14 protein-coding genes and 2 riboswitches are annotated in these 21,565 nt (G+C 60.9%); of the genes, 10 read left to right on the forward strand and 4 right to left on the reverse strand.

Annotation, left to right across the window (positions count from 1 at the left end):
* Nucleotides 1-38: 38 nt before the first annotated feature.
* Both IOD17_RS17100 and IOD17_RS17105 read left to right on the forward strand, forming a co-directional pair.
* Entirely contained in the window at nt 39-5,345 is a 5,307-nt protein-coding gene (locus IOD17_RS17100) for a type I secretion C-terminal target domain-containing protein (protein WP_233686243.1), read from the forward strand.
* A gap of 77 nt (nt 5,346-5,422) precedes the next feature.
* Nucleotides 5,423-5,761: a tryptophan synthase subunit beta gene (locus IOD17_RS17105; RefSeq protein WP_233686244.1), complete on the forward strand. Its 339-nt coding sequence runs from the start codon at nt 5,423-5,425 to the stop codon at nt 5,759-5,761.
* Nucleotides 5,762-5,828: 67 nt separating this feature from the next.
* Here the strand turns inward: IOD17_RS17105 and lapD are convergent, their stop codons facing one another.
* The 3 genes from lapD to IOD17_RS17120 form a co-directional block, all read right to left on the reverse strand.
* On the reverse strand, nt 5,829-7,763 hold the full coding sequence (lapD, locus tag IOD17_RS17110; RefSeq protein ID WP_233686245.1) for a cyclic di-GMP receptor LapD: 1,935 nt from the start codon (nt 7,761-7,763) through the stop codon (nt 5,829-5,831).
* Between the two features lie 264 nt (nt 7,764-8,027).
* On the reverse strand, nt 8,028-8,279 hold the full coding sequence (locus tag IOD17_RS17115; protein ID WP_233686246.1) for a DUF1145 domain-containing protein: 252 nt from the start codon (nt 8,277-8,279) through the stop codon (nt 8,028-8,030).
* Between the two features lie 97 nt (nt 8,280-8,376).
* Nucleotides 8,377-10,164 (reverse strand): alkyl/aryl-sulfatase, encoded by a 1,788-nt coding sequence (locus IOD17_RS17120; protein WP_233686247.1) that lies wholly within the window; start codon nt 10,162-10,164, stop codon nt 8,377-8,379.
* A gap of 96 nt (nt 10,165-10,260) precedes the next feature.
* On the opposite strand from IOD17_RS17120, the gene IOD17_RS17125 reads away from it, so the two are divergent.
* Nucleotides 10,261-11,184 (forward strand): LysR family transcriptional regulator, encoded by a 924-nt coding sequence (locus IOD17_RS17125; protein ID WP_233686248.1) that lies wholly within the window; start codon nt 10,261-10,263, stop codon nt 11,182-11,184.
* 13 nt (nt 11,185-11,197) lie between these two features.
* Here IOD17_RS17125 and IOD17_RS17130 read toward each other — a convergent pair whose 3' ends face one another.
* The gene (locus IOD17_RS17130; protein WP_233686249.1) at nt 11,198-11,635 is read right to left on the reverse strand and encodes a hypothetical protein; all 438 of its coding nucleotides are present in this window, start codon (nt 11,633-11,635) and stop codon (nt 11,198-11,200) included.
* A gap of 249 nt (nt 11,636-11,884) precedes the next feature.
* A riboswitch (guanidine-I (ykkC/yxkD leader) is annotated at nt 11,885-12,009 on the forward strand.
* A gap of 53 nt (nt 12,010-12,062) precedes the next feature.
* On the opposite strand from IOD17_RS17130, the gene IOD17_RS17135 reads away from it, so the two are divergent.
* The 7 genes from IOD17_RS17135 (at nt 12,063) to uca (ending at nt 21,484) form a co-directional block, all read left to right on the forward strand.
* Nucleotides 12,063-13,139, forward strand: coding sequence for a putative urea ABC transporter substrate-binding protein (locus IOD17_RS17135; protein ID WP_233686250.1), 1,077 nt, complete (start codon nt 12,063-12,065; stop codon nt 13,137-13,139).
* 176 nt (nt 13,140-13,315) lie between these two features.
* A riboswitch (guanidine-I (ykkC/yxkD leader) is annotated at nt 13,316-13,423 on the forward strand.
* Nucleotides 13,424-13,489: 66 nt separating this feature from the next.
* A complete protein-coding gene (locus IOD17_RS17140; protein ID WP_233686251.1) occupies nt 13,490-14,557 on the forward strand; it encodes a putative urea ABC transporter substrate-binding protein in 1,068 nt (355 codons plus the stop codon).
* 59 nt (nt 14,558-14,616) lie between these two features.
* Nucleotides 14,617-15,432, forward strand: a complete 816-nt coding sequence (locus IOD17_RS17145; RefSeq protein WP_233686252.1) for an ABC transporter permease — start codon at nt 14,617-14,619, stop codon at nt 15,430-15,432.
* Entirely contained in the window at nt 15,429-16,223 is a 795-nt protein-coding gene (locus tag IOD17_RS17150; RefSeq protein ID WP_233686253.1) for an ABC transporter ATP-binding protein, read from the forward strand. The genes IOD17_RS17145 and IOD17_RS17150 overlap by 4 nt, the downstream gene beginning before the upstream one ends.
* A 9-nt stretch (nt 16,224-16,232) precedes the next feature.
* Nucleotides 16,233-16,961, forward strand: coding sequence for an urea amidolyase associated protein UAAP1 (locus tag IOD17_RS17155; RefSeq protein ID WP_233686254.1), 729 nt, complete (start codon nt 16,233-16,235; stop codon nt 16,959-16,961).
* A gap of 11 nt (nt 16,962-16,972) precedes the next feature.
* Entirely contained in the window at nt 16,973-17,608 is a 636-nt protein-coding gene (locus IOD17_RS17160; protein ID WP_233686255.1) for an urea amidolyase associated protein UAAP2, read from the forward strand.
* 234 nt (nt 17,609-17,842) lie between these two features.
* On the forward strand, nt 17,843-21,484 hold the full coding sequence (gene uca, locus IOD17_RS17165; RefSeq protein ID WP_233686256.1) for an urea carboxylase: 3,642 nt from the start codon (nt 17,843-17,845) through the stop codon (nt 21,482-21,484).
* Nucleotides 21,485-21,565: the final 81 nt, after the last annotated feature.

Here is a 21,565-nt window from a genome sequence, read left to right on the forward strand (position 1 = left end):
GCCTGGTCACCGTGCCAGCAGGCGTCACCGGTTTCAGCGTGAGCGTGCCGACCCTCACCGACACCGTCACCGGTGAACCGGTGGAAACCGTCACCCTGACCATCGGCGGTCAAACCGGCACCGGTGGCATTTTGGACGTCAACACTGCACCTGTTGCATCCACTTCCATTGCAGCAGGTACAGAAGATCAGTTGCTTACATTGACCTGGGCCAATTTTGGCGTCAACGATGCTGATTCGGGCCCTGAAAGCCTTGCAGTTGTCATTACTGAACTGCCAAGTAATGGCAATCTTGAGTATCAGTTGAGTAACGGCTCATGGGCACCTGTAGCCTTGAACCAAACTATCGGCAAAGCTGATATTGATGCCGGAAAATTACGTTTTGCGCCTGGCACAAATGAATCAGGCATTGATGCATTTGGCGGAACTGGAGTCGGCAACCAACAAGCCGACTACGCCCACATCAAGTTCAAGCCGACCGATGGCGTGAATGAAGGTACGGAAGCCACACTCGTAGTCGACATTGCACCAGTAGCCGATACCCCCGTACTCAACCTGAATAATCAGCTTAACCTGCCCGACGGCAGTGGCCTGTTGGTTCAGACTTGGATAGGTCTGCCACTGGGGACGAACGGCAACGGCGCCAACCCAACTACTTTGCAATCCGTAATTGATCAGGCTGGCGCACCAAGCAACAGCACGACACTGAGCGATGTAAATAACAACAATGTAATTGAAGGTACTGCTAGCAAAGTCTCTGGTTTGATTTACCTGGAAGCTGGCCAGACATATACCTTCAGCGGCGTTGGTGACGACAGTATCCGCGTCGTGGTCGGTGGCAACAATGTGGCTCAGGCTACGTGGAGCCCTGGCAGCGGTCAGTTCAATGGCAGCTTTACACCGGCTAGCAGCGGCTACTACACCCTGGCGATTTATCACCACAACCAGAGTGGCCCCGGTGACTATGATGTGAACGTATCGGTTAATGGTGGACCGTCACAGGATCTCAACAGCACAAACTTTGACTTGTTCCCTAATAGCAACGCGATTACAGATCAAGGCGTCCGCCTGAGCGATCTACAAACCGACGCAAGCGGCACTTTCTATCGCCCATTCGACATCAACGAAGGCAATGAGGACAGTTCGATTCCGCTGTCCAAAATCACTGCTGGCCTAGTGGATACTGATGGTTCCGAAACACTGGTAATTAACATCTCAGGATTGCCAGAAGGCGCAACACTTAGCGATGGCATCCATACCTTTACCGCATCGGCAGGTAATACCGTTGCCCCCGTCAGCGGCTGGACGCTCAACAATCTGTCGCTCACTCCGCCACAAAATTTCAATGGCACAATTAACCTCAGCGTGACAGCCACTGCCACTGAGCAGGCCAATGGCAACCAAGCCAGCACCACGCAGAATCTGGTGGTAACGGTACATCCGGTTAATGATGCGCCAGTGGGAAATAGTGACAGCTACTCCACAGTCGAAGGCGCCACAGTGATTCACGGCACTGTTCTGGCCAACGACACGGATGTAGATGCAGCCCACTCGGCACTGCGTGTGGCGCAGTTCGCAACCAACAACAGCAGTAGTGCTACCGCGGCGAACGGCAGTAATTCGATCACCACAGCACTTGGCGGCACAGTGGTGATGAACGCCGACGGGACTTTCACTTACACCGCCCCTGTGCGTAACCACGGCGATGCAGTAGCAGATGTCGACAGCTTCGTTTATCGGGTTTCTGACGGCAGCCTGAGTTCCGCATGGACGACGGTAACCATCGACATTACCGATACCGCCCCAATCGCCAATCCAGACACGGACAACGTTGGCGTGGGAGTACGCAGCCATAACGCCAATAATTACGCGACCATCACCGGCAATGTCGTGACCGGTGAAGGCAATGTTGGCGGGCAAGACACTCTGGGAGCCGATGCAAGTCGGGTTTCCAGCATCGAGTTCAATGGCACGAGCTACAACCTTGGTGCCGGAAACACCACCATCACGACCACTCACGGCACTCTGGTAATCAACCAAACTGGCAGTTATAGCTACACCTCGACCTATCAGAACAAGGTGGTTCCGGCATCCACAGGGACAGGGAGTGGTGCATCTACGACTGCCACCATTATTTCGGGCTGGAATACCGCTGGCATCAGCCTGTTTGGTTTTGATGGCTCATCGCCATTGAATGCCAACAACACACTCAACTTGGCCTCTCTAACAAACAGCGCATCAAATATCGTTCGTTACCGCAACAATAGCGGTAGTAACAATGATGGTCTGGGGGTGGAAACAACCCTAACAGGTAATGACACAAACCAAAGCAACACTTCACGTATCGAGAACAACGAACACCTCGTACTCAACCTGAATATGGCGAGCCGCAGCACAAGTGTGACCCTGACCGATCTTAGTGCTGCTGAGAGTGCGCAATGGCGGGCTTACGATGCAGGCGGCAACCTTGTTGCCTCGGGAACTATTACCGGAGCATCGAGCAATGTCGTAACCAGTGAGATCACCAGCCCACAAGCATTCCAGTACCTTGTGTTCACCACTGGAACCGCTAGCTCCAACTACCGAATCAACGGGCTGACAGCTACACCGGATCTGAGCAGTATCACGCCGGATCAATTCACCTACACCCTGACCGATGCCGACGGTGATAGCTCAAGCACAACCCTGACCATCAGTACCAGTGGCAGCCCAAGCGCCATGGCCGATGTCGCTACGGTGTATGAGGCCGGTCTGGCTAATGGCACCCAGGCAGGGGTGGCGACAACAACAGTGACGGGCAACCTGCTGCTCAACGATGCCGGCATCAGCGCTAACACCAGCATCACCAGCATCAACGGTGTTCAGCCTTCCGGCGGCACTATTACCATTAGTAATACCATTGGCACTCTGGTCGTGAATGCCAATACGGGCGCTTATACCTATACGCTGAATAGTGCTACGACCGAAGGTGTTAACGACAAACCAACGTTCAGCTACACGCTCACTGACAGCGACACCGGCAAGAACAGCAGTAGCACGCTGACCATCAACGTAATCGATGACGCACCAAGCGGTGGTGACATCACCCAAACCTTGCAAGCGGCCGATGCGGCGGCTACCTACAACTTGGTCATCGTACTTGATCGTTCGGGCAGTATGGCATGGGATTCTGCGGGCCGGGCTTCCAACCAAGCGGGCTTCGATCCGGCGAGCGTACGCATGGACATTGCCAAGGATGCGTTGGAGCAACTGATCAAGAGTTACGACAGACTAGGCAAGGTCAACGTCAAAATTGTCAGCTTCGCCGACGACGTCACGACCTCCAACTGGTATGTCGACAATACGACTGGCGCAATCAAATTCGTAGACCAGACGCAAGCCAATGGCGGCACTCAATACAGCACAGCTTTGAACTCGGTGATAAGCAACTGGGGCACTCCGCCCGCAGCCGACAAAACCCTGTTCTACTTCGTTACCGACGGTGAACCCACCAGCGGATATGCGGTTGGCGGGTCAAACACAACTAACTGGCAGGACTTCGTCCAAGACAATGGTGACATTGCCTTTGCCATCGGTATCGGCAGCAGTGTCTCCATGAGCAATATCACTCCTATCGCCTACCCAAACACGGCCGATGGAGCCAACGAGCCTTATGCCATCACGCTTACCAATCCAGCTGATCTGACCAACACCCTGCTGCAAACAGTGGATGGCGGTGTGGTGCTGGGCAATGTCTCCGTGCTTTCCAACAACGGCACCAGCGGCATGCTATTGGGTGCAGATGGAGGCACGCTGACCAGCGTGGTGGTGGACGGCACGACCTATACCAAGGCTGCCGGCAACGAGCAAACCATCTACACCATCAAGGGCGGTGAGTTGACAGTGAACTTCACTACCGGTGCCTATACCTACCGCCTGGAAGTGAACCAAAGTATCCACAATGAAACCGAGGTATTCCGCATCACCGCCACCGACAATGATGGCGATACCAAGAGTATCAATCTGAATATCGTGCTGGATTATGAGGCCAACCTGGATGCAAATCGCGACACCATCCTGACCAATATCCAGGGCGGCGCACCGATCACGATTTCGAGTCAATCCCTGTTACACAACGACAGCAGCGGTGGCGATGCCAGCATCAGCAGCGTCGGAGGTGCGGTCAATGTAACGGTAAGCGGTACAGACACCATTACCTTTACGCCAGGAATAGGTGGTGCTATCGGGGTGTCGACCGAGGCGAGTGGTGATAGTGCAAGCAACAATCAGAACAACACCCTGCAAACCGCAATCGACTTAACCGATCGTAGCCAATTCGGCAACCTTGGCACCTCAGGCACCGGCTGGGCGGTTGACTCGAGCATCGTAGGATATACCCGAGTATTGAGAGGGCTTCTGGACAATACCAGCTCCAACTCCAGCGGCCGCGATCTGGATGCAGTCAAAGTTCATCTGATTGCAGGCGAACGTATCTATATAGACGTGGACGGCATCACCGGAACCAACAGCAGTCCGGACCGAACAGTGCTGCGGACTATTTATGACGCCAATGGCAATTCGCTGCAGTCCTATACATCCGATAGCTGGTTCACTGCGACCACTACAGGTGATTTCTATATCAGCCTGCAAACCAACTCCAACACCAGCAGCGATACCCCGTATAACCTTGTGCTGACCATTGATACACCCTCACCCAGCTTCAGCTACACCCTCAGCGAAAACGGTGCGAGCACTAGCACTGCGGTCGATATCCAGCATGTCACCGGCAATATCATCAATGGTACCGATGCCGACGAGATACTGATCGGCGGCAGCACCAACGACACCCTTAATGGTGGCGCGGGCAACGATGTACTGATCGGTGGCGCAGGCAATGACATTCTCAATGGTGGTACGGGGCGCGACCGGCTGGAGGGCGGCGCGGGCAACGACACCCTCAATGGTGGAGCAGGCAACGACATCCTGATCGGCGGAGAGGGTGATGACATTCTCTCTGGTGGTACTGGCGCTGATACCTTTGCCTGGAAAGCAGGTGATCTGAACAGTGCCAATGGCAAAGACGTGATCATGGACTTCAATGTCGCCCAAGGCGACCGTATCGACCTGAGCGATCTGTTGCAGGGTGAATCTGCGGAAAACATTGAGCAGTTCCTGCAATTGGTAACCGTGAACGGCACTTCGACCTTGCTGGTCAGCTCGACCGGGCAATTCGAGGAAGGTGACAGCAATGCGGCTATCGCCAGCAAGACGGACGTCAAAATCGAGTTGTCCGGCGTAAACCTGTCGGGCTATGACATCAGCACGCTAATCGGGACAACTGACACCTCGACCATCAAGATCGACTAAACCGATAACCACAACCCCGCTACCATAAGGCGGCGGGGTTGTTCAGTCAGGGTGGCCACAGAGGCAAGGAGCGGTCGATGTTGTATGTAAAGCGGGACGCCTGGGGCAATCTGCAACAGGTGGAAGCGGCGCCCTTCGAGGGCATGGATGGCGAGTTGCTGGCCGATAGCCAGGAAGCTCAGGCCTGGTATGCCAACCAGACGGTCGAAAGCAGCCTGCTGCAGCTCAAGCAGAGCGACCTGGACATGATCCGGGTACTGGAAGACTTGATTACCGTACTGATCCGTAAAGGTGTGGTACGCATCACCGATCTGCCAGAGGCCGCGCAAAGCAAGCTGGTCGGCCGTAGCAAGGCGCGGGATGCCTTGGGCGGGCTGCATCGGTTGATCAATGATGATGAATCAAAGCTGATCTGATCCAAGCGCATTGATACGTCAGGCTAACAAGGGTTCGCGGGCATAGCCCGCGCCTCCAGAACCTGCTTCAGCGCCAAGGCCCGGGCTCACCGAACAGACGACCCTGTACGCCGCTAATGCCCATGGCGCGTAGCACCTGCCACTCCCCTTCTGTTTCCACGCGCTCAGCAATCAACGGCAGATCGATGCTGTTAGCCGCGCGCTGCATGGCCTCGATAAACAGGCGCTTGTCGTTTTCCTGATCGATGTCGCGGATATAGCTGCCATCCACCTTGAGGTAGCCCAGGCCCAGCTTCGCCAGGTTGCCGATCATGCTGAAGCGCCCGCCGAAGTGCTGCAGGCCAAGACCAAAACCCAGGCTGCGCAAGCGCTGGGTCAGGCTTTCCAATGCGGCCTGGTCGGGGAGCTGGTCTTCATCCAATTCCAGGGTCAGACGCGACCCCAGTTGGCGGTTCTGCTGCAATACGGCATACAGTGCCGCCAGCGCTTGCGGATCACGAATACTGCTGCCAGACAGGCTCAGCGCCACAGCGGCCTGATGCCCTTGCAGCTGTTTGAGCACCAGGCCCAGCATGACCTGATCCAGCCGCGCAGCCCAACCGAAACGCTCAACCCAGGGCAGGAAGCGCCCGGCGGGAATCACTGCGCCCTGTTCATCCAGTACCCGCGCCAGCACCTTGTGGTGCAGCACGCGTGCAGAGTCACCGGCAGCCACCACCGGCTGGAAGAACAATTGGATACGCCCCTGCGTCAGAGCCTGATCCAGCAGGCGGTACCAGCTTTGCCCTTCATCCACCGCCAGCGACTGTTCAAGCAGCTCATTAAATGTCCAGCTCGGTTGCGCCTGGCTGGCGGCTTGCGCCAAGGCGCTGTCCAGCGCGCGGAACAGGTCGTTTTCTGCAGCACCTGGGGCGAAACTGGTCAGGCCCATATGCGCGACCGGCAGGCAGTCGCTGGCTCCAGTTTGCTGCAGGCTGTTTAGCTTCTGCTCCAGCTGCTCAGCCAGCTGTTGCGCCTCATGCCGTTCATACCCCGGCGCGAGCAAGGCGAACTCGCCCCCGCGGTTACGCGCCAGAACAAAGCGTCCCTGGCTGAGCTGTTGCAGCTGCTCGGCAATGCTGACCAGCAACTGGTCGGTGCGCTGACCGCCCAGGCGCTGGTTGAGGCCGCTCAGGTCATTGACCCGCAGCAATAGCAAATAACCACTGCAGGCCTGCTCGTCGACATTCAATCGGGCATGCAGCTGCAGATCGAAATAGCGCCGGTTGGCCAGCCCGGTCAAGCTGTCCTGATAGGCTTCAGCCCGCAACGCTTCACTGCGCGCGGCCTCCTCGGCAAACAGTGCCTTGAGTTTGCCGACCATCTGGTTCATGGCATTGACCACCCGGCGAAACTCGGGGGTTTTCGGCAGTTCCGGCAAGCTGAGGAATTCGCGGCGGGCGATGGCATTGGACTGCTCGACCATATAATCCAGCGGCCGCAGCTGACGCTTGAGCAGCAGCACACCCAGGGCAATGCACAGCACACCGCTCAGGGTCAGCCATAACAGGTTGCCAAGGGTGCTCTGCCAGAGTTTGCCGACAGCAAATAACGGGTGACTGATCACCTGCACCTGCGCGGCCTGACGCCAGCCATCACTGACAATCGCATCGCCCTGGGCCGGCTCCAGGTCGACCAGGCGGGCAAACCACTGGGGCGCCTCGCCGCTGACCGGCACACCGCTGCGTTCAACCAACAGCTTGCCGGTTGCCGGGTCGGTAACGCGAATGCTCTCGAAATAACCACTGTCGAAGATCGAGCTGACCATCAATTCGATCATCGCGGTGTCGTTGACATGCGGGCTGAGCGAGAGACCCAGCGCCGTGGCGGCATCCTGGGCATGGGCGCGCAGCTGGTTGACCTGCTGCTCACGCGAGCTTTCCACACTGACCAGAAAACTGCCGACGAAATTCACCAGCATCAACATGCAGATGGCGATAAACAGCTGCTTGAACAACGACATCAACCACTCCTGTCGAGCCCACCGCACAGCTATCGGCCCGAATACGCGTAAACAAATCAGATCGTCGCGACCGGCGCGGTACTCAGAAAGCGCTAACGCCCGCTCGCAGCACAGCTGTGCGACGCCCGTCATGGTGCGGGGCGTAGGCGCAAAACACAATGTTCAGCGCATCTGCGAGGACAACTCAGCGGAGGGAAACGAGAGGGTTGCGATGGCGGTCGCATTGCCCGTTGCAGGCAAGCGACCGCGCAACGAAGGTGGAACTCAGGCGCGGGGCAGACCACGCAGGTGGATAAAGCCGAACAGCAGCACTTGCAGACGCTGCAACCAGAGCTGCGGCTGGCCAACCAGGCGCGCGTTGAATAGCAGCATCTCGCCGAGATGCGCCAGCAGCATGCCACCGGCAATCAGATTGACAGCCAGGTGCCAGCCCTCACCCATGGGGTAAAACAGGTTGAGCAGCGCCAGCAACCAGAATGCGGCCAGCGCACCCTTGGCGAATATCAGAACAGGCATGAAGCACTCCTTCATCAGGTGAAAAACCTGAGCAGTCTGCCCTGATAACGCCTCAAGTGAGTCCGCACTTTGGTCGGGTCGCACAGCGCAGCAACACTCAACGCAGGGTCAGGGCAATCGGCGTATCGCCGAAGTCAAAGCAGCCGAGGAAAGTTTTGATATCCAGCAGATTGCCGTCGACTTTTACATCACCCAGTAGCGCCCCCTTGAGCAGGCCATTCTCGCCGCTCATCACGGTGTCCAGGTAGGTCTTGTCGAGGGTCAGCTTGAGCGTGGTGCCCTCGGGGATGCCCTGATGCAACTGCACCACGCCACGGCGAACTTCCAGCGCCCACTGCTCGCCGATATCCGGGAAGCTGAAACCCAAGGTCAGCTGCACATCATTGGCCTTGTCCGGGTCAACACGGGCAATCCAGTTCTGCAGGAAGATCCGCGCCGGGAAGGTCTTCAGCATGTCCGCCGAGAGAAACGCGCTGCGCATGCTCACGGCCATCTGCTGGACATCCTCACCGGCCAGCTTGCCTTCCAGCTCCATAGCGCTCATCAGGTACCAGTTGCGCCAGTTGATGTTCATGCTGGCGTAACCCAGCTTACGGAAGCTGCGCGCCTTGATATCGCGGGCCAGCGTGTCCTCGTTGTCCACCTGAATGGCGTAGCTGGACAGCTCGGCAGCCCATTGGTAATCACCCTTGAGGTAAGCCTCGCCAGCGGCCAGCAGCAGTTTTTCCCGCCCGCCCATCAAGGCAATCAGACGCTCGGCTTTATCTTTTGGCGGCAGCGGATCGAGGGCCACCGGGTCACCCTGGAACCAGCCCAGGTAGCCGTTGTAGATCTGCCGCACGCTGTGTTTCACCGTGCCGTAGTACTCACGCAGGTAAGGCGTGTAGCCGGCCAGGTGCGGCGGCAGTTTGACCTTCTCGACCAGCTCGTCCGGGGTCAGGCCCTTGTTCATCCAGCGCACGGTCTGATCATGGATATAGGCGATGCCGTCGCGAGTCATGCGCAACACTTCCTCGACCTTGTCCTGGCCACTGACCGGGCGGCCATGCAGCGGCACCATATGCTCGGCCTGATAGGCGCGCAGCTTGTCCAGGCTGTCGACCCACACCACCGGGTCGCGGAATTTGGTGCCGCGCAGGGTGTGGATATTCGGCAGAGTTGGCCCCTGCTCCACCTCGGCGCTGATCAGCACGCGGTTATCCGGCAGGTAGACGATGATCTCGTCCGGCGCTTCGCTGGGCACATGCAGAAACTGCAGATCCAGACCGGCGATGCGCGTGTCGAGCTTGTCCTTGAAGGTCAGGGTCGGCGCGATAAAGGTCGACGCCTCGGCCTTGGCCAGCGGGCCGATCCCAGCGTTCATCTGTTCATGGTCACTGGCCGGCAGCGCCGCACCGAAGCTGTAGCCGGAACGCACCGAAAGAATCGGCCCGACCAGCGCGCCCTGCGCCACCACATTGGCCAGCAGGGTGTCGTGGGCGATGATCTGCACCTCGCCACTGCGCACCTGTTCTTCGCTGACGAAAGCCTTCACGCCATTGATGTGGTCCGGGTGGAAGTGGGTGTAGACCACCGCCTTGACCGGCTTATCGCTGATCTTGCGGAACTCGGCCATGATCTTGCGCGACTCGCTGACCGACTCGCCGGTGTCGATGATGATCAGCCCTTCCGGCGCTTCGATCATCGCCACGTTACCCAGCTGCCAGCCGACAGCGGAATAAACGTTGCCGGCCACCTGGTAGACCTTCTGCGCGAAGTGCTTGGTGTGCTCAGCCAGCTCCGGGTTGATCGACGGACGAATCTGTTCTTCAGGCAGCGCGGCCTGAGCGGCCAGGGGTAATGCCAGGCTCAGCAGCACGGCGGCAGTTCGATTCAGTAAAAACATGCGAGTCGCTCATTGTTATTGGCTGTATTGGCAGAGTGGCCAAGCGACAGCAATAATTCCAATGCATTCCAAATCAACAAATGATGCAATCTGCGCATGAATGATCTTCGTCAGCTTCGCCATTTTGTCGCGCTCGCTGAACACGGCCATTTCGCCCGTGCCGCCGAGGCCGTGCACCTCAGCCAACCCGCGCTGAGTCGCAGCATCCAGGCGCTGGAAAGCAGCCTCGGTTGCAACCTGGTCGACCGCCATAGCCGCGGTATCAGCCTGACCACCCACGGCCAACTGGTGCTGGAACATGCACAGCGCCTGCTGGCGGGCAGCCAGGCGTTGAAAAACGCCGTCAGCCAGCTGGGTAATCTGCAAACCGGTGAACTGCACCTAGGCGCCGGCCCCTATCCGGCAGCGCGCCTGGTGCCACGGGCGGTGGGTCGTATGGCGCTGCGCTACCCACGGGTGCGGGTCAACCTGCAGATCGGTAATTGGCTGGAACTGCGCAGCAGCCTGCTGGATGACGCTCTGGAGCTGTTTGTCGCCGACAGCCGCGAGCTGCTCGGTGACCCACTGTTGTGCATCGAGCCACTGCAGCGCCACAGCGGGGTGCTGTTCTGTCGCCCTGGTCACCCGTTATTGGCGCACGCCAGGCTGCAGATGCAGGCGCTGCTCGACTACCCCATGGCGGGCACCCAGCTGCCGCTGGCCGTGGCGCAGAACCTGCGTGCACTCAGTGGTCGCGAGCAGCCGCTGAGCATTCAATGCGACAACTTTATGGTGCTCAAAGCCCTGGTGGCCGACAGCGACGTGCTGAGCATGGCGCCTTGGGATGTGGTGGCGGAGGATGTGCAGGCCGGCCGCCTGGCGCGTTTGCCGCTGGCCGACGGTGTGCTGACCGAGCAATCAGCCTATGCCTTGATCAGCCGCGCCGGGCATAGTCTGTCGCCGGCAGCCGAAGTCATCCGTGAGGAAATCCTGGCCGAAGACCGCATCTTCGGCCAGCAGGTGGCGGATACACCTAACTGACTGGCGTACGCCATCAGTTGCGCTGGCGCTCCCAGCCGCGCCGCTCATCACGCCGCTGTTCGCCACCATGGCGGCCGTCGTAACGTTCCTGACGGTGTTGCGGACGCTCGCGAGAGTATTCCCGCGGTCGGTTATCCCAGCCGGCACGCGGCTGCACGGCGCGGTAGTCGTGGCGCTTCTGATAGCTGTGCGGTTGGTAATGCCGTGGGGGTGGCGCCGGCACGTAATAGCGCGGGGGCTGACGGTAATGTTCGTGGCGCCGCCCGTCATGGCGGTAGGCCGGATAACGCTGCTGCGGCACCACATAGACCGGGTAGCGTTGCACTTGGTAATAGGTGGTCGAATAGTGCCGGTCATAACCGCGGTGGCCATAGCCACTGCCGCCGCCGTAGACCGCACAACCGCTTAACGAGACAAACAACAGCGCCAACAACATGGATTTATAGGACATGGCGGCCTCCTTCGACCGCAGGTACGGCAACAACTGCTGTCGCTGCCAGGGATGGCTCCCAACTGATCAGACAACATCTGCCCCTCGCCAGTGCGCAGCGTGTGCACGGCAGATTTCATGTCAAATTATTTCAGCACCCATAGCGCCTTCGTTTCGGCTGACACAGGCCAACCTGGCACAGTCCTCGCTTAAGCCAGGCAGCATCAAGGAAATGCGTACGGCAGCAAGTCGCTTGCAGCCTGACAATTGGCAATGGTCGACTAGGGTTCCGATTCACCGCAGCGTACTGCGGTGGGTGTCCGGTCCGAGAGTCGACGACCTCAAGTAACGGCTCAGGCCATGGGGTTACACGGCGGGATAAAAGCCCGGGAGAACGCACAGCACAGCTGTCCGCTTTCCTGTTCCCGCTGACTGACCCGAGGTAACCATGCCCCTACGTACCCTGCTCGCCCGCCTTACCTGCAGCTGCCTGCTGGCCAGCCTGCTGTTGCAACCGGCCCATGCCGCCACTGAACCGAAAACCTTCAAGCTGTGCTGGTCGATCTTTGCCGGCTGGATGCCCTGGGGCTATGCCGGCAGCGAAGGGATCATGCAGAAATGGGCCGAAAAGTACGGTATCCGCGTCGAGATCAGCGAGGTGCCGGATTACGTCGGCTCGATTGAACGCTACAGCGCCGGCGAGTTCGATGCCTGCTCGATGACCAATATGGATGCGCTGACCATCCCGGCTGCGGCGGGCGTGGATTCCACCGCACTGATCATCGGCGATTTCTCCAACGGTGCAGATGCCATCCTGCTGCGCGGCCCGGGCCTGACCCTGAAAGACCTCAAGGGCAAGACCGTGCTGCTGGTGGAAAACTCGGTGTCGCATTACCTGCTCAGCCGCGCCCTGGAATGGGCGTTGCTCAAGCCTGAGGATGTGACCATCCAGCACGTCTCCGACACGCAGATTGCCGAGGCCTTTCTCGCCGGCCAGGGCGATGCGGTGATCACCTGGAACCCGATTCTGGCCAAGATCAAACATCAGGCCCAGGTCAGCCAGGTGTTCAGCTCCAACCTGATTCCCGGTGAGATCGTCGACCTCACTGTGGTCAACAGCAAAGTCCTCGCCGCCCACCCGGAACTGGGCAAAGCGCTGACCGGCGCCTGGTTCGAAACCCAGCGACTGATGGGCATGCCCACCGATGCCGGGCGAGCGGCGCGGGCGAAAATGGCCAGCGCCGCCGGCACCACACCGGAGGATTTCAGCCAGCAACTCGACACCCTGCGCTCGTTCTATTCACCGCGTTACGCCCTGGCGTTTGCCAGCGCCAACAAGATGCCCGAGCTGATGCAGCGGGTTGCCCAGTTCGCCGACCAGCAGAAGCTGCTCGGCCACGACGGCAAGGGCCTGGAGAAGCTGGGTATTGCCTTCAGCGGGGAACGCAGCCTGGGCAATGCCGACAACATCCTGCTGCGCTTCGATGGCCGCTATATGCAGATGGCCGCAGACAAGCAACTTTGATCTGACGCCCCGCAATGCAGCACAGCCGCTGCATTGCGCACCGCCAGGGCGCACAAGCCAGGCCTGCTGTCAGCAGAAACCCCGTGCCAGCGGGCTAGTTCAAGCTGGCACGATGTTCGCAATACCCAACTCGTGCAGGAACAACCCGCTGTGGCGGGATCGCGGCACCACAACTTGCAATAGCTGACTAGGGTTCCGATCCGCGTTCCGATGAATACGGGTGACTGGTCCGAGAGTTGGCGACCTCCTTCGAGGTTACACGGCGGGATAAAAGCCCGGGAGAACGCGCCCCACCCGTGGGGAAACCGCCGCGCACTCCTGCCTGTCTTTCTCGAACTGGAGGCTCCACCATGCGTAAGACCCGTCTGTGTTCAGTACTCGCCGCCGGCCTGGCCGCCGCCATCAGCCTCAATAGCCACGCCGCGCCGAAAACCGACTTCAGCGTCTGCTGGACCATCTACGCCGGCTGGATGCCCTGGGAATACGGCGCCGCAGAAGGCATCGTCGACAAATGGGCGAAAAAGTACGACATCAACATCGATGTGGTGCAGATCAACGATTACGTCGAGTCGATCAACCAGTACAGCGCAGGCCAGTTCGACGGCTGCACCATGACCAATATGGATGCCCTGACCATCCCCGCCGCTGGCGGCGTGGACAGCACCGCGCTGATCATCGGCGACTTCTCCAACGGCAACGACGGCGTCGTGCTCAAGGGCGAGAAGAAGACCCTGGGCGACCTCAAGGGCCAGAACGTCAACTTGGTTGAACTCTCCGTGTCCCACTACCTGCTGGCCCGCGGCCTGGAAAAAGCCGGCCTCAGCGAGAAAGACCTGAAAGTGGTCAATACCTCCGACGCCGATATGGTCGCGGCCTTCGCCACCAGCGACGTCACCGCGGTGACCACCTGGAACCCGCTGCTGGCCGAGATCGAAGCCACGCCGAATGTGACCAAGGTGTTCGACTCCAGCCAGATTCCCGGTGAAATCATCGACCTGATGGTGGTCAACAGCGACACCCTCAAGGACAACCCGGCCTTCGGCAAAGCACTGACCGGCGCCTGGTACGAAATCATGGCCACCATGAGCGCTGACACCCCGGCCGGCAAGACCGCGCGCGAGCATATGGCCAAGGCCTCCGGCACCGACCTGGCCGGCTATGACGCACAACTGGCGGCGACCAAGATGTTCTATTCGGCCAAAGACGCCGTGGCCTTCGCCACCAGCCCGAAACTGCCGGCCACCATGACCAAGGTCGCGGAGTTCTCCTTCGGCCACGGCTTGCTCGGCGAAGGCGCACAAAGCGCTGATGCCATCGGCATGAGCTTCGCCAAAGACATCGTCACCGGCGACAAGGGCAACCTCAAGCTGCGCTTTGACCCGAGCTATATGCAGATGGCGGCTGACGGAAAACTCTGACGCCGTAGGGTGCGCCGTGCGCACCCTACATAGCTCTCGTTCACCCATGAGATAGCCCCATGCGTCTGATCAACCGCCACCCGGATCGCAGCGGTCGCCTGCTGCTGATCCTGCTGCCCTTCGCCCTGCTGCTGTTTGCCTATTTTGCAGGCTCGGCGCAGCGCCTGGCTGACAACCCCAACGACAAACTGCTGCCCAGCGCCAGCCAGATGGCCGCAGCAGTTGATCGCCTGGCGTTTACCGAGGACAAGCGCAGCGGTAACTACCTGTTCTGGCAGGACAGTGCTGCCAGCCTCAAGCGCCTGGGCATGGGCATTGGCATCGCCGCCCTTGCCGGTTTGTGCCTAGGGATTGCTGCCGGCATCATCCCGCTGTTCGGCGCGCCGTTGTCACCGTTGCTCACGGTGTTGTCGATGGTGCCGCCGCTGGCGATTCTGCCGATCCTGTTTATCGTCTTTGGCCTGGGCGAGTTGTCCAAGGTGATGCTGATCGTCATCGGCATCACGCCGATCCTGGCCCGCGATCTGGAACAGCGCGCCCGCGAGATTCCCACGGAAATCCTGATCAAGGCGCAAACCCTGGGTGCCAGCACCTGGACCCTGATCCTGCGCGTGGTGCTGCCGCAGTTGCTGCCGCGCCTGCTGATCGCCCTGCGTCTGGTACTCGGCTCGGCCTGGTTGTTTCTGATTGCCGCCGAAGCCATCGCCTCCACCGATGGCCTCGGCTACCGCATCTTTCTGGTACGTCGCTATATGGCCATGGACGTGATCCTGCCCTACGTGGTGTGGATCACCCTGCTCGCCTGGCTGATGGACCTGGGCCTGCGCCAGACCACCCGTCTGTGCTTTCCCTGGTATGAAGGAGCCAAGGCATGAAGCCCTTCATAGAAGTGAAAAACGTCTGGCAGGAGTACGGCGACCAGGTTGTGCTGGAGCGCCTGAATCTGTCGATCAATGAGGGCGAGTTCTGCACCCTGGTCGGCGCCTCCGGCTGCGGCAAGTCGACCTTTCTGCGCTTGCTGCTCGGTCAGGAACGCGCCAGCCGCGGTGAGATTCTGCTCGGTGGCGCGCCACTGGCCGGCGAGCCGGATAGTAGCCGTGGCGTGGTGTTTCAGCGTTACTCGGTGTTCCCACATCTGAGTGTGCTGGACAACGTCGCCATCGGCCTGGAACTGCCCCGCTCGCCGCTGCTCGGCCGCCTGTTCGGCAGCGCCAAGCGCGAAGCCCGCGAACAGGCGGCAGTGATTCTGCAGAAAGTCGGCCTCGGCCACGCACTCGACAAATACCCCAGCCAGCTCTCCGGCGGCATGCAGCAACGCCTGGCGATTGCCCAGGCGCTGATCATGCAACCACGCGTCTTGCTGCTCGACGAGCCGTTCGGCGCCCTCGACCCGGGCATTCGCAAGGACATGCACAGCCTGCTGCTGGAGCTGTGGCACGAAACCAAGCTGACCGTATTTATGGTCACCCACGACCTTAGCGAAGGCTTCAGCCTCGGCACCCGCCTGCTGGTGTTCGACAAAACCCGCATTGACCCGCATGCGCCGAACGCCTTCGGTGCGCGTATCACCTACGACATCCCCCTCAACAGCGACCGCCGCGCCACCCGCGCTGCCGTCGAAGCGTTGCCCGCGCATATCGCCGGCAACCTGCAACCGGCCCTGTAGGAGCACCCGATGACTGCCTCATTAAGCCTGCGCCCCACCCTCTACGAGGAACTCGTTCCCGGCGGCGGGCACACCTCCTTTATCCTCAAGCGCCGCCAGCTGCTGCGCATCACCGACCTCGAAGGCGGCGCCAACGCCAGCCTGCTGCTGCTCAATGCTGCGGAGAAAAGCGAACGGCTGAATCTGCCGGACAGCCTCAAATGCCAGCACACCGCCAAGCTCACCGCCGGCCACTGTCTGTATTCGGATATGGGCCGCGTGCTCGCCGCCATCACTGCCGATACCTGCGGCTGGCATGACAGCTTCGGCGGCGTGCTTAACGCCGCTGAAGTGCAGGAGAAATACGGTGCCGGCAGCTACCAGGAACTGCGCAACGGTTTCTTTCGCAACGGTGTGGACAACCTGCTGGTGGAAATGGGCAAGTGGAACCTCAATCTGCAAGACCTGCTGATGTGTCTCAACCTGTTCAGCAAGGTCACGGTCGACAGCGACGGCTGCTTCCACTTTCAGCCGGGCAATTCCAAGGCCGGCGACTACATCGAGCTGTACGCGCCGATGGACACACTGGTGGTACTCACCGCCCTGCAACACCCCATGGACCCCAATCCCGTGTATGCGCCCAAGCCGCTGCAACTGAGCTGGCACAAGGTCGAGAGCGACGGCATCAGCGTGCTGTGCCGCACCTCGCGCCCGGAAAACCAGCGGGGCTTCCATAACACCGAACGTCTGTACATCTGAGGCCGGCCAGCATGACTCTTATCTCAAGCGACAAGCACCCGGAAGCTGCGGTGTACCGCGCCACCATAGGCGCTGGCGAACCCTTTCTCTGTGAAGTGAAGGCCGGGCAGACCCTGCGCCTGCTTGATCTGGAAGGCAACCAGGCGGTCGATACGCTGTTCTATTCGGCGCGCAACCCGCGCGAGCGCTATGACGTGCAACGCACCCTGCGCAAACAGAACCGCGTGTACCTGACCACCGGCAGCGTGCTGTATTCCAACCTGGGCCAGCCGATGCTGACCATCAGCGCCGACACCTGCGGGCGCCACGACACCCTCGGCGGCGCCTGCGCCCAGGAGAGCAACACCGTGCGCTACGCCCTGGACAAGCGCTATATGCACAGCTGCCGCGACAATTTCCTGCGCGCCAGCCTGCACGACGGCCGCCTGAACAAGGCCGACATCAGCGCCAATATCAACTTCTTTATGAACGTGCCGGTCACCCCCGAAGGCGGCCTGACCTTTGAAGACGGCATCTCCGCCGCCGGCAAATACGTCGAGCTGATCGCACACATGGATGTGATCGTGCTGATCTCCAATTGCCCGCAGCTGAACAACCCCTGCAACGGTTACAACCCAACGCCGGCCGAGGTGTTGGTATGGGACTGACACGCTGGCAAGCGCTGCGACGCTGGCTGTTTCGCCTGTGCCAAAGCCGCGCGGGGCAGTGCCTGGAGCAGCAGCCCAAGCCACCGCAAAACCCGTAGGAGCGAGCCGACTCGCTATAGCGCGGATCGCCAGCAACCTGGCTCCCACCCAAAGCAAAAGCCTTTCAGCCACGGACGACCGTGGTGCAGACCGAATACCGCGGGACGGCCCGCCCACCCTTTCGAGGGCAAGCAGATGTTCGACAAACTCCTGATCGCCAACCGCGGTGCCATTGCCTGCCGCATCCTGCGTACTCTGCGTCAGCTCGACGTACAAGGCGTAGCCGTGTACTCCGAGGCCGACGCCGCCAGCCTGCATATCCAGCAGGCCGATGAAGCCTTCAGCCTCGGCGAAGGCCCGGCCGCCGGCACCTACCTGGTGGTCGACAAGATCCTTGCCGTCGCCAAGCAGACCGGAGCCAAAGCGATTCACCCCGGCTACGGCTTCCTCTCCGAGAATGCGGCGTTTGCCGAAGCCTGCGAGGCCGCCGGCATCGCCTTCGTCGGCCCGACGCCCGAGCAGCTGCGCGTGTTCGGCCTGAAGCACACCGCCCGCGCCCTGGCCAAACAGCACGGCGTGCCGATGCTCGAAGGCACCGAGTTGCTGGAAAACCTCGAGGCCGCGCTGAAAGCCGGTGAGGAAGTCGGCTATCCGGTGATGCTGAAAAGCACTGCTGGCGGTGGCGGTATCGGCATGCGCGTGTGCAACAGCGCCGCCGAACTCACCGACGCCTTCGACGCGGTCAAGCGCCTGGGGCAGAACAACTTCAGCGACAGCGGCGTATTTATCGAGAAGTACATCCAGCGCGCCCGCCACCTGGAAGTGCAAGTGTTCGGCGACGGTAAAGGTGAAGTGCTGGCCCTCGGTGTGCGCGACTGCTCGGTGCAACGGCGCAACCAGAAGGTGCTGGAGGAAACCCCGGCACCGAACCTGCCGGACGGCATGGCCGAGGAACTCTGTGCAGCGGCGATCAAGCTGGCCAAGGCGGTCAGCTACCGCAGCGCCGGCACGGTGGAATTTGTCTACGACAGTGCGGCCGAGCGCTTCTACTTTTTAGAGGTGAACACCCGCCTGCAGGTCGAACACGGTGTTACCGAACAGGTATGGGGCGTCGATCTGGTGCGCTGGATGATCGAGCTGGCGGCCAGCGACCTGGCACCGCTAAGTGAACTGGCGAAAAACCTGAAACCCAGCGGCCACGCCATCCAGGCACGCCTGTACGCTGAAGACCCAGGCCGCGACTTCCAGCCGAGCCCCGGCCTGCTTACCGCCGTGCAATTCCCGGCGGCCGATGGCAAAGCCCTGCGCATCGACACCTGGGTGGAAGCCGGCTGCGAGATTCCGCCCTACTTCGACCCGATGATCGCCAAGCTCATCACCTGGCAACCAACCCGTGAAGCGGCCAGCGCCGCACTTGGCCAGGCCCTGGCCGACACCCTGCTGTACGGCGTGGAAACCAACAGCCAGTACCTGCGGCAGATTCTGGTCGACGCACCGTTCGCCAGCGGCGAGCCCTGGACGCGCTGCCTGGAAGGCCTAACCTACCAGGCCAACACCTTCGAGGTGCTGTCCGCCGGCACCCAGACCACCGTGCAGGACTTCCCCGGCCGCCTCGGCTACTGGGCCGTTGGTGTGCCGCCGTCGGGGCCGATGGATGACCGCGCGCTGCGCCTGGGCAACCGCTTGCTTGGTAACGAAGAAGGCGCCGCCGGCCTGGAAATCACCATGAGCGGCCCGCTGCTGCGCTTCAACACCGATGCGGTGGTGGCGGTGACCGGCGCAGCGATTCCGCTGAGCGTGGATGGCAACGAACAGCCGATGAATACCGCGCTGCTGATCAAGGCCGGCAGCACGCTGAGCCTTGGCACCATCGCCGGTTCGGGCGCCCGCTCTTATCTGACCCTGCGCGGCGGCGTGCAGGTGCCCGAGTACCTGGGCAGCAAAAGCACCTTCACCCTCGGCCAGTTCGGCGGCCACGGCGGCCGCGCGCTGCGTGCCGGCGATGTGCTGCATATCCCGGCCTTGGCCGATCTGGAAGCCGGCGCGCAGCTACCCACCGAACTGTGCACCGTCCTGCCCGCCACCCGCGAAATCCGCGTGATCTACGGCCCGCACGGCGCACCGGAATACTTCACTCCGGCCTATATCGAGACCTTCCTCGCCACCGACTGGGAAGTGCACTTCAACTCCAGCCGCACCGGCGTGCGCCTGATCGGCCCGAAACCCGAGTGGGTACGCGACAGCGGCGGCGAAGCCGGCCTGCACCCGTCGAATATCCACGACAACCCCTACGCCATCGGCGCCGTGGACTTCACCGGCGATATGCCGGTGATCCTCGGCCCGGACGGCCCGAGCCTGGGCGGCTTCGTCTGCCCTGTGACCATTATCGAGGCCGACTTGTGGCAGTTGGGGCAGCTCAAGGCGGGTGACAAGGTCAGGTTCCTGCCAGTGGATATCACCACGGCACGGGAGTTGGCCACGACGCAAAATCATGCCTACGCGGACCTTTGTAGGAGCCAGCTTGCTGGCGATCCTGCGGCATCGCTAATCGCGAGCAAGCTCGCTCCTACACCAGCCCATGCGCTCATCTCCCCCATCGTTCTCGACATCGGCGAAGGCGACAAGCGCCTGGTCGCCCGCCTGTCCGGCGACACCCACCTGCTGCTGGAAATCGGCCAGCCGGAACTGGACCTGGTGCTGCGCTTCCGCGGCCATGCGCTGATGCAGGCGCTGGAAGCCAAGCACCTCGACGGTGTGATCGACCTGACACCGGGCATCCGCTCGCTGCAGGTGCACTACCAGCCGGAAACCCTGCCGCTGCAACTCCTGCTCGACACCGTCACCGGCCAGTGGGACGACGTATGCAACGCCCAGGACCTCAAGGTGCCGTCGCGCATCGTCCATCTGCCGCTGTCCTGGGATGACCCGGCCTGCCAGCTGGCCATCGACAAGTACATGACCACGGTGCGCAAGGACGCACCCTGGTGCCCGAGCAACCTGGAGTTCATCCGCCGCATCAACGACCTGCCCAACCTCGACGAGGTCTACAAGACCGTGTTCGACGCCAGCTACCTAGTGATGGGCCTGGGCGACGTCTACCTCGGCGCGCCAGTGGCCACGCCGCTGGACCCGCGCCACCGCTTGGTCACCACCAAGTACAACCCGGCGCGCACCTGGACCGCCGAAAACTCGGTGGGCATCGGCGGCGCCTACATGTGCGTGTACGGCATGGAGGGCCCCGGCGGCTACCAGTTCGTCGGCCGCACCCTGCAGATGTGGAACCGCTACCGTGAAGTCGCCGCCTTCCACGGCAAGCCCTGGCTGCTGCGCTTCTTCGACCAGATCCGCTTCTACCCGGTGGGTGCCGAGGAACTGCTGCAGATCCGCCGCGACTTCCCGCTCGGCCGCTATGAACTGCGCATCGAGGACAGCGAACTGGCCCTGGCCGACTACCAGGACTTCCTCGCCGAGGAAGCCGAGGGCATCGACGCCTTCCGCACCCAGCAACGCGCCGCCTTCGATGCCGAACGTCAGCGCTGGATCGCCTCCGGCCAGGCCCACTACGAAAGCGAGGAAGTGGTCGCCGAACTGGGCGACGACGCGCCGCTGGCGGCCGGCCAGCACAGCATCGACAGCCATATCGCCGGCAACCTCTGGCAGGTGCAGGTCGAGGAAGGCCACTCGGTGAAGGCCGGCGACGTACTGGTGATCCTCGAGTCGATGAAGATGGAGATCCCCCTCACCGCCCCGCGCGACGGCGTGGTGCGCGAAGTGCGCGTGCAACCCGGCTCGCCTGTGCGTGCAGGACAGCGCGTGGTGGTGCTGGAAGAGGGCTAAGGGATCAATCGGCACATACGTGCAAAGAGCTTTAGCCGCGACAGCGTCAACCAAGCAACAACCGTCGCGGTTAAAGCCTCT

Origin of the sequence: Pseudomonas anguilliseptica (assembly GCF_021375795.1) — a bacterium.
In the GTDB taxonomy this organism is placed as follows: Bacteria; Pseudomonadota; Gammaproteobacteria; order Pseudomonadales; family Pseudomonadaceae; genus Aquipseudomonas; species Aquipseudomonas anguilliseptica_A.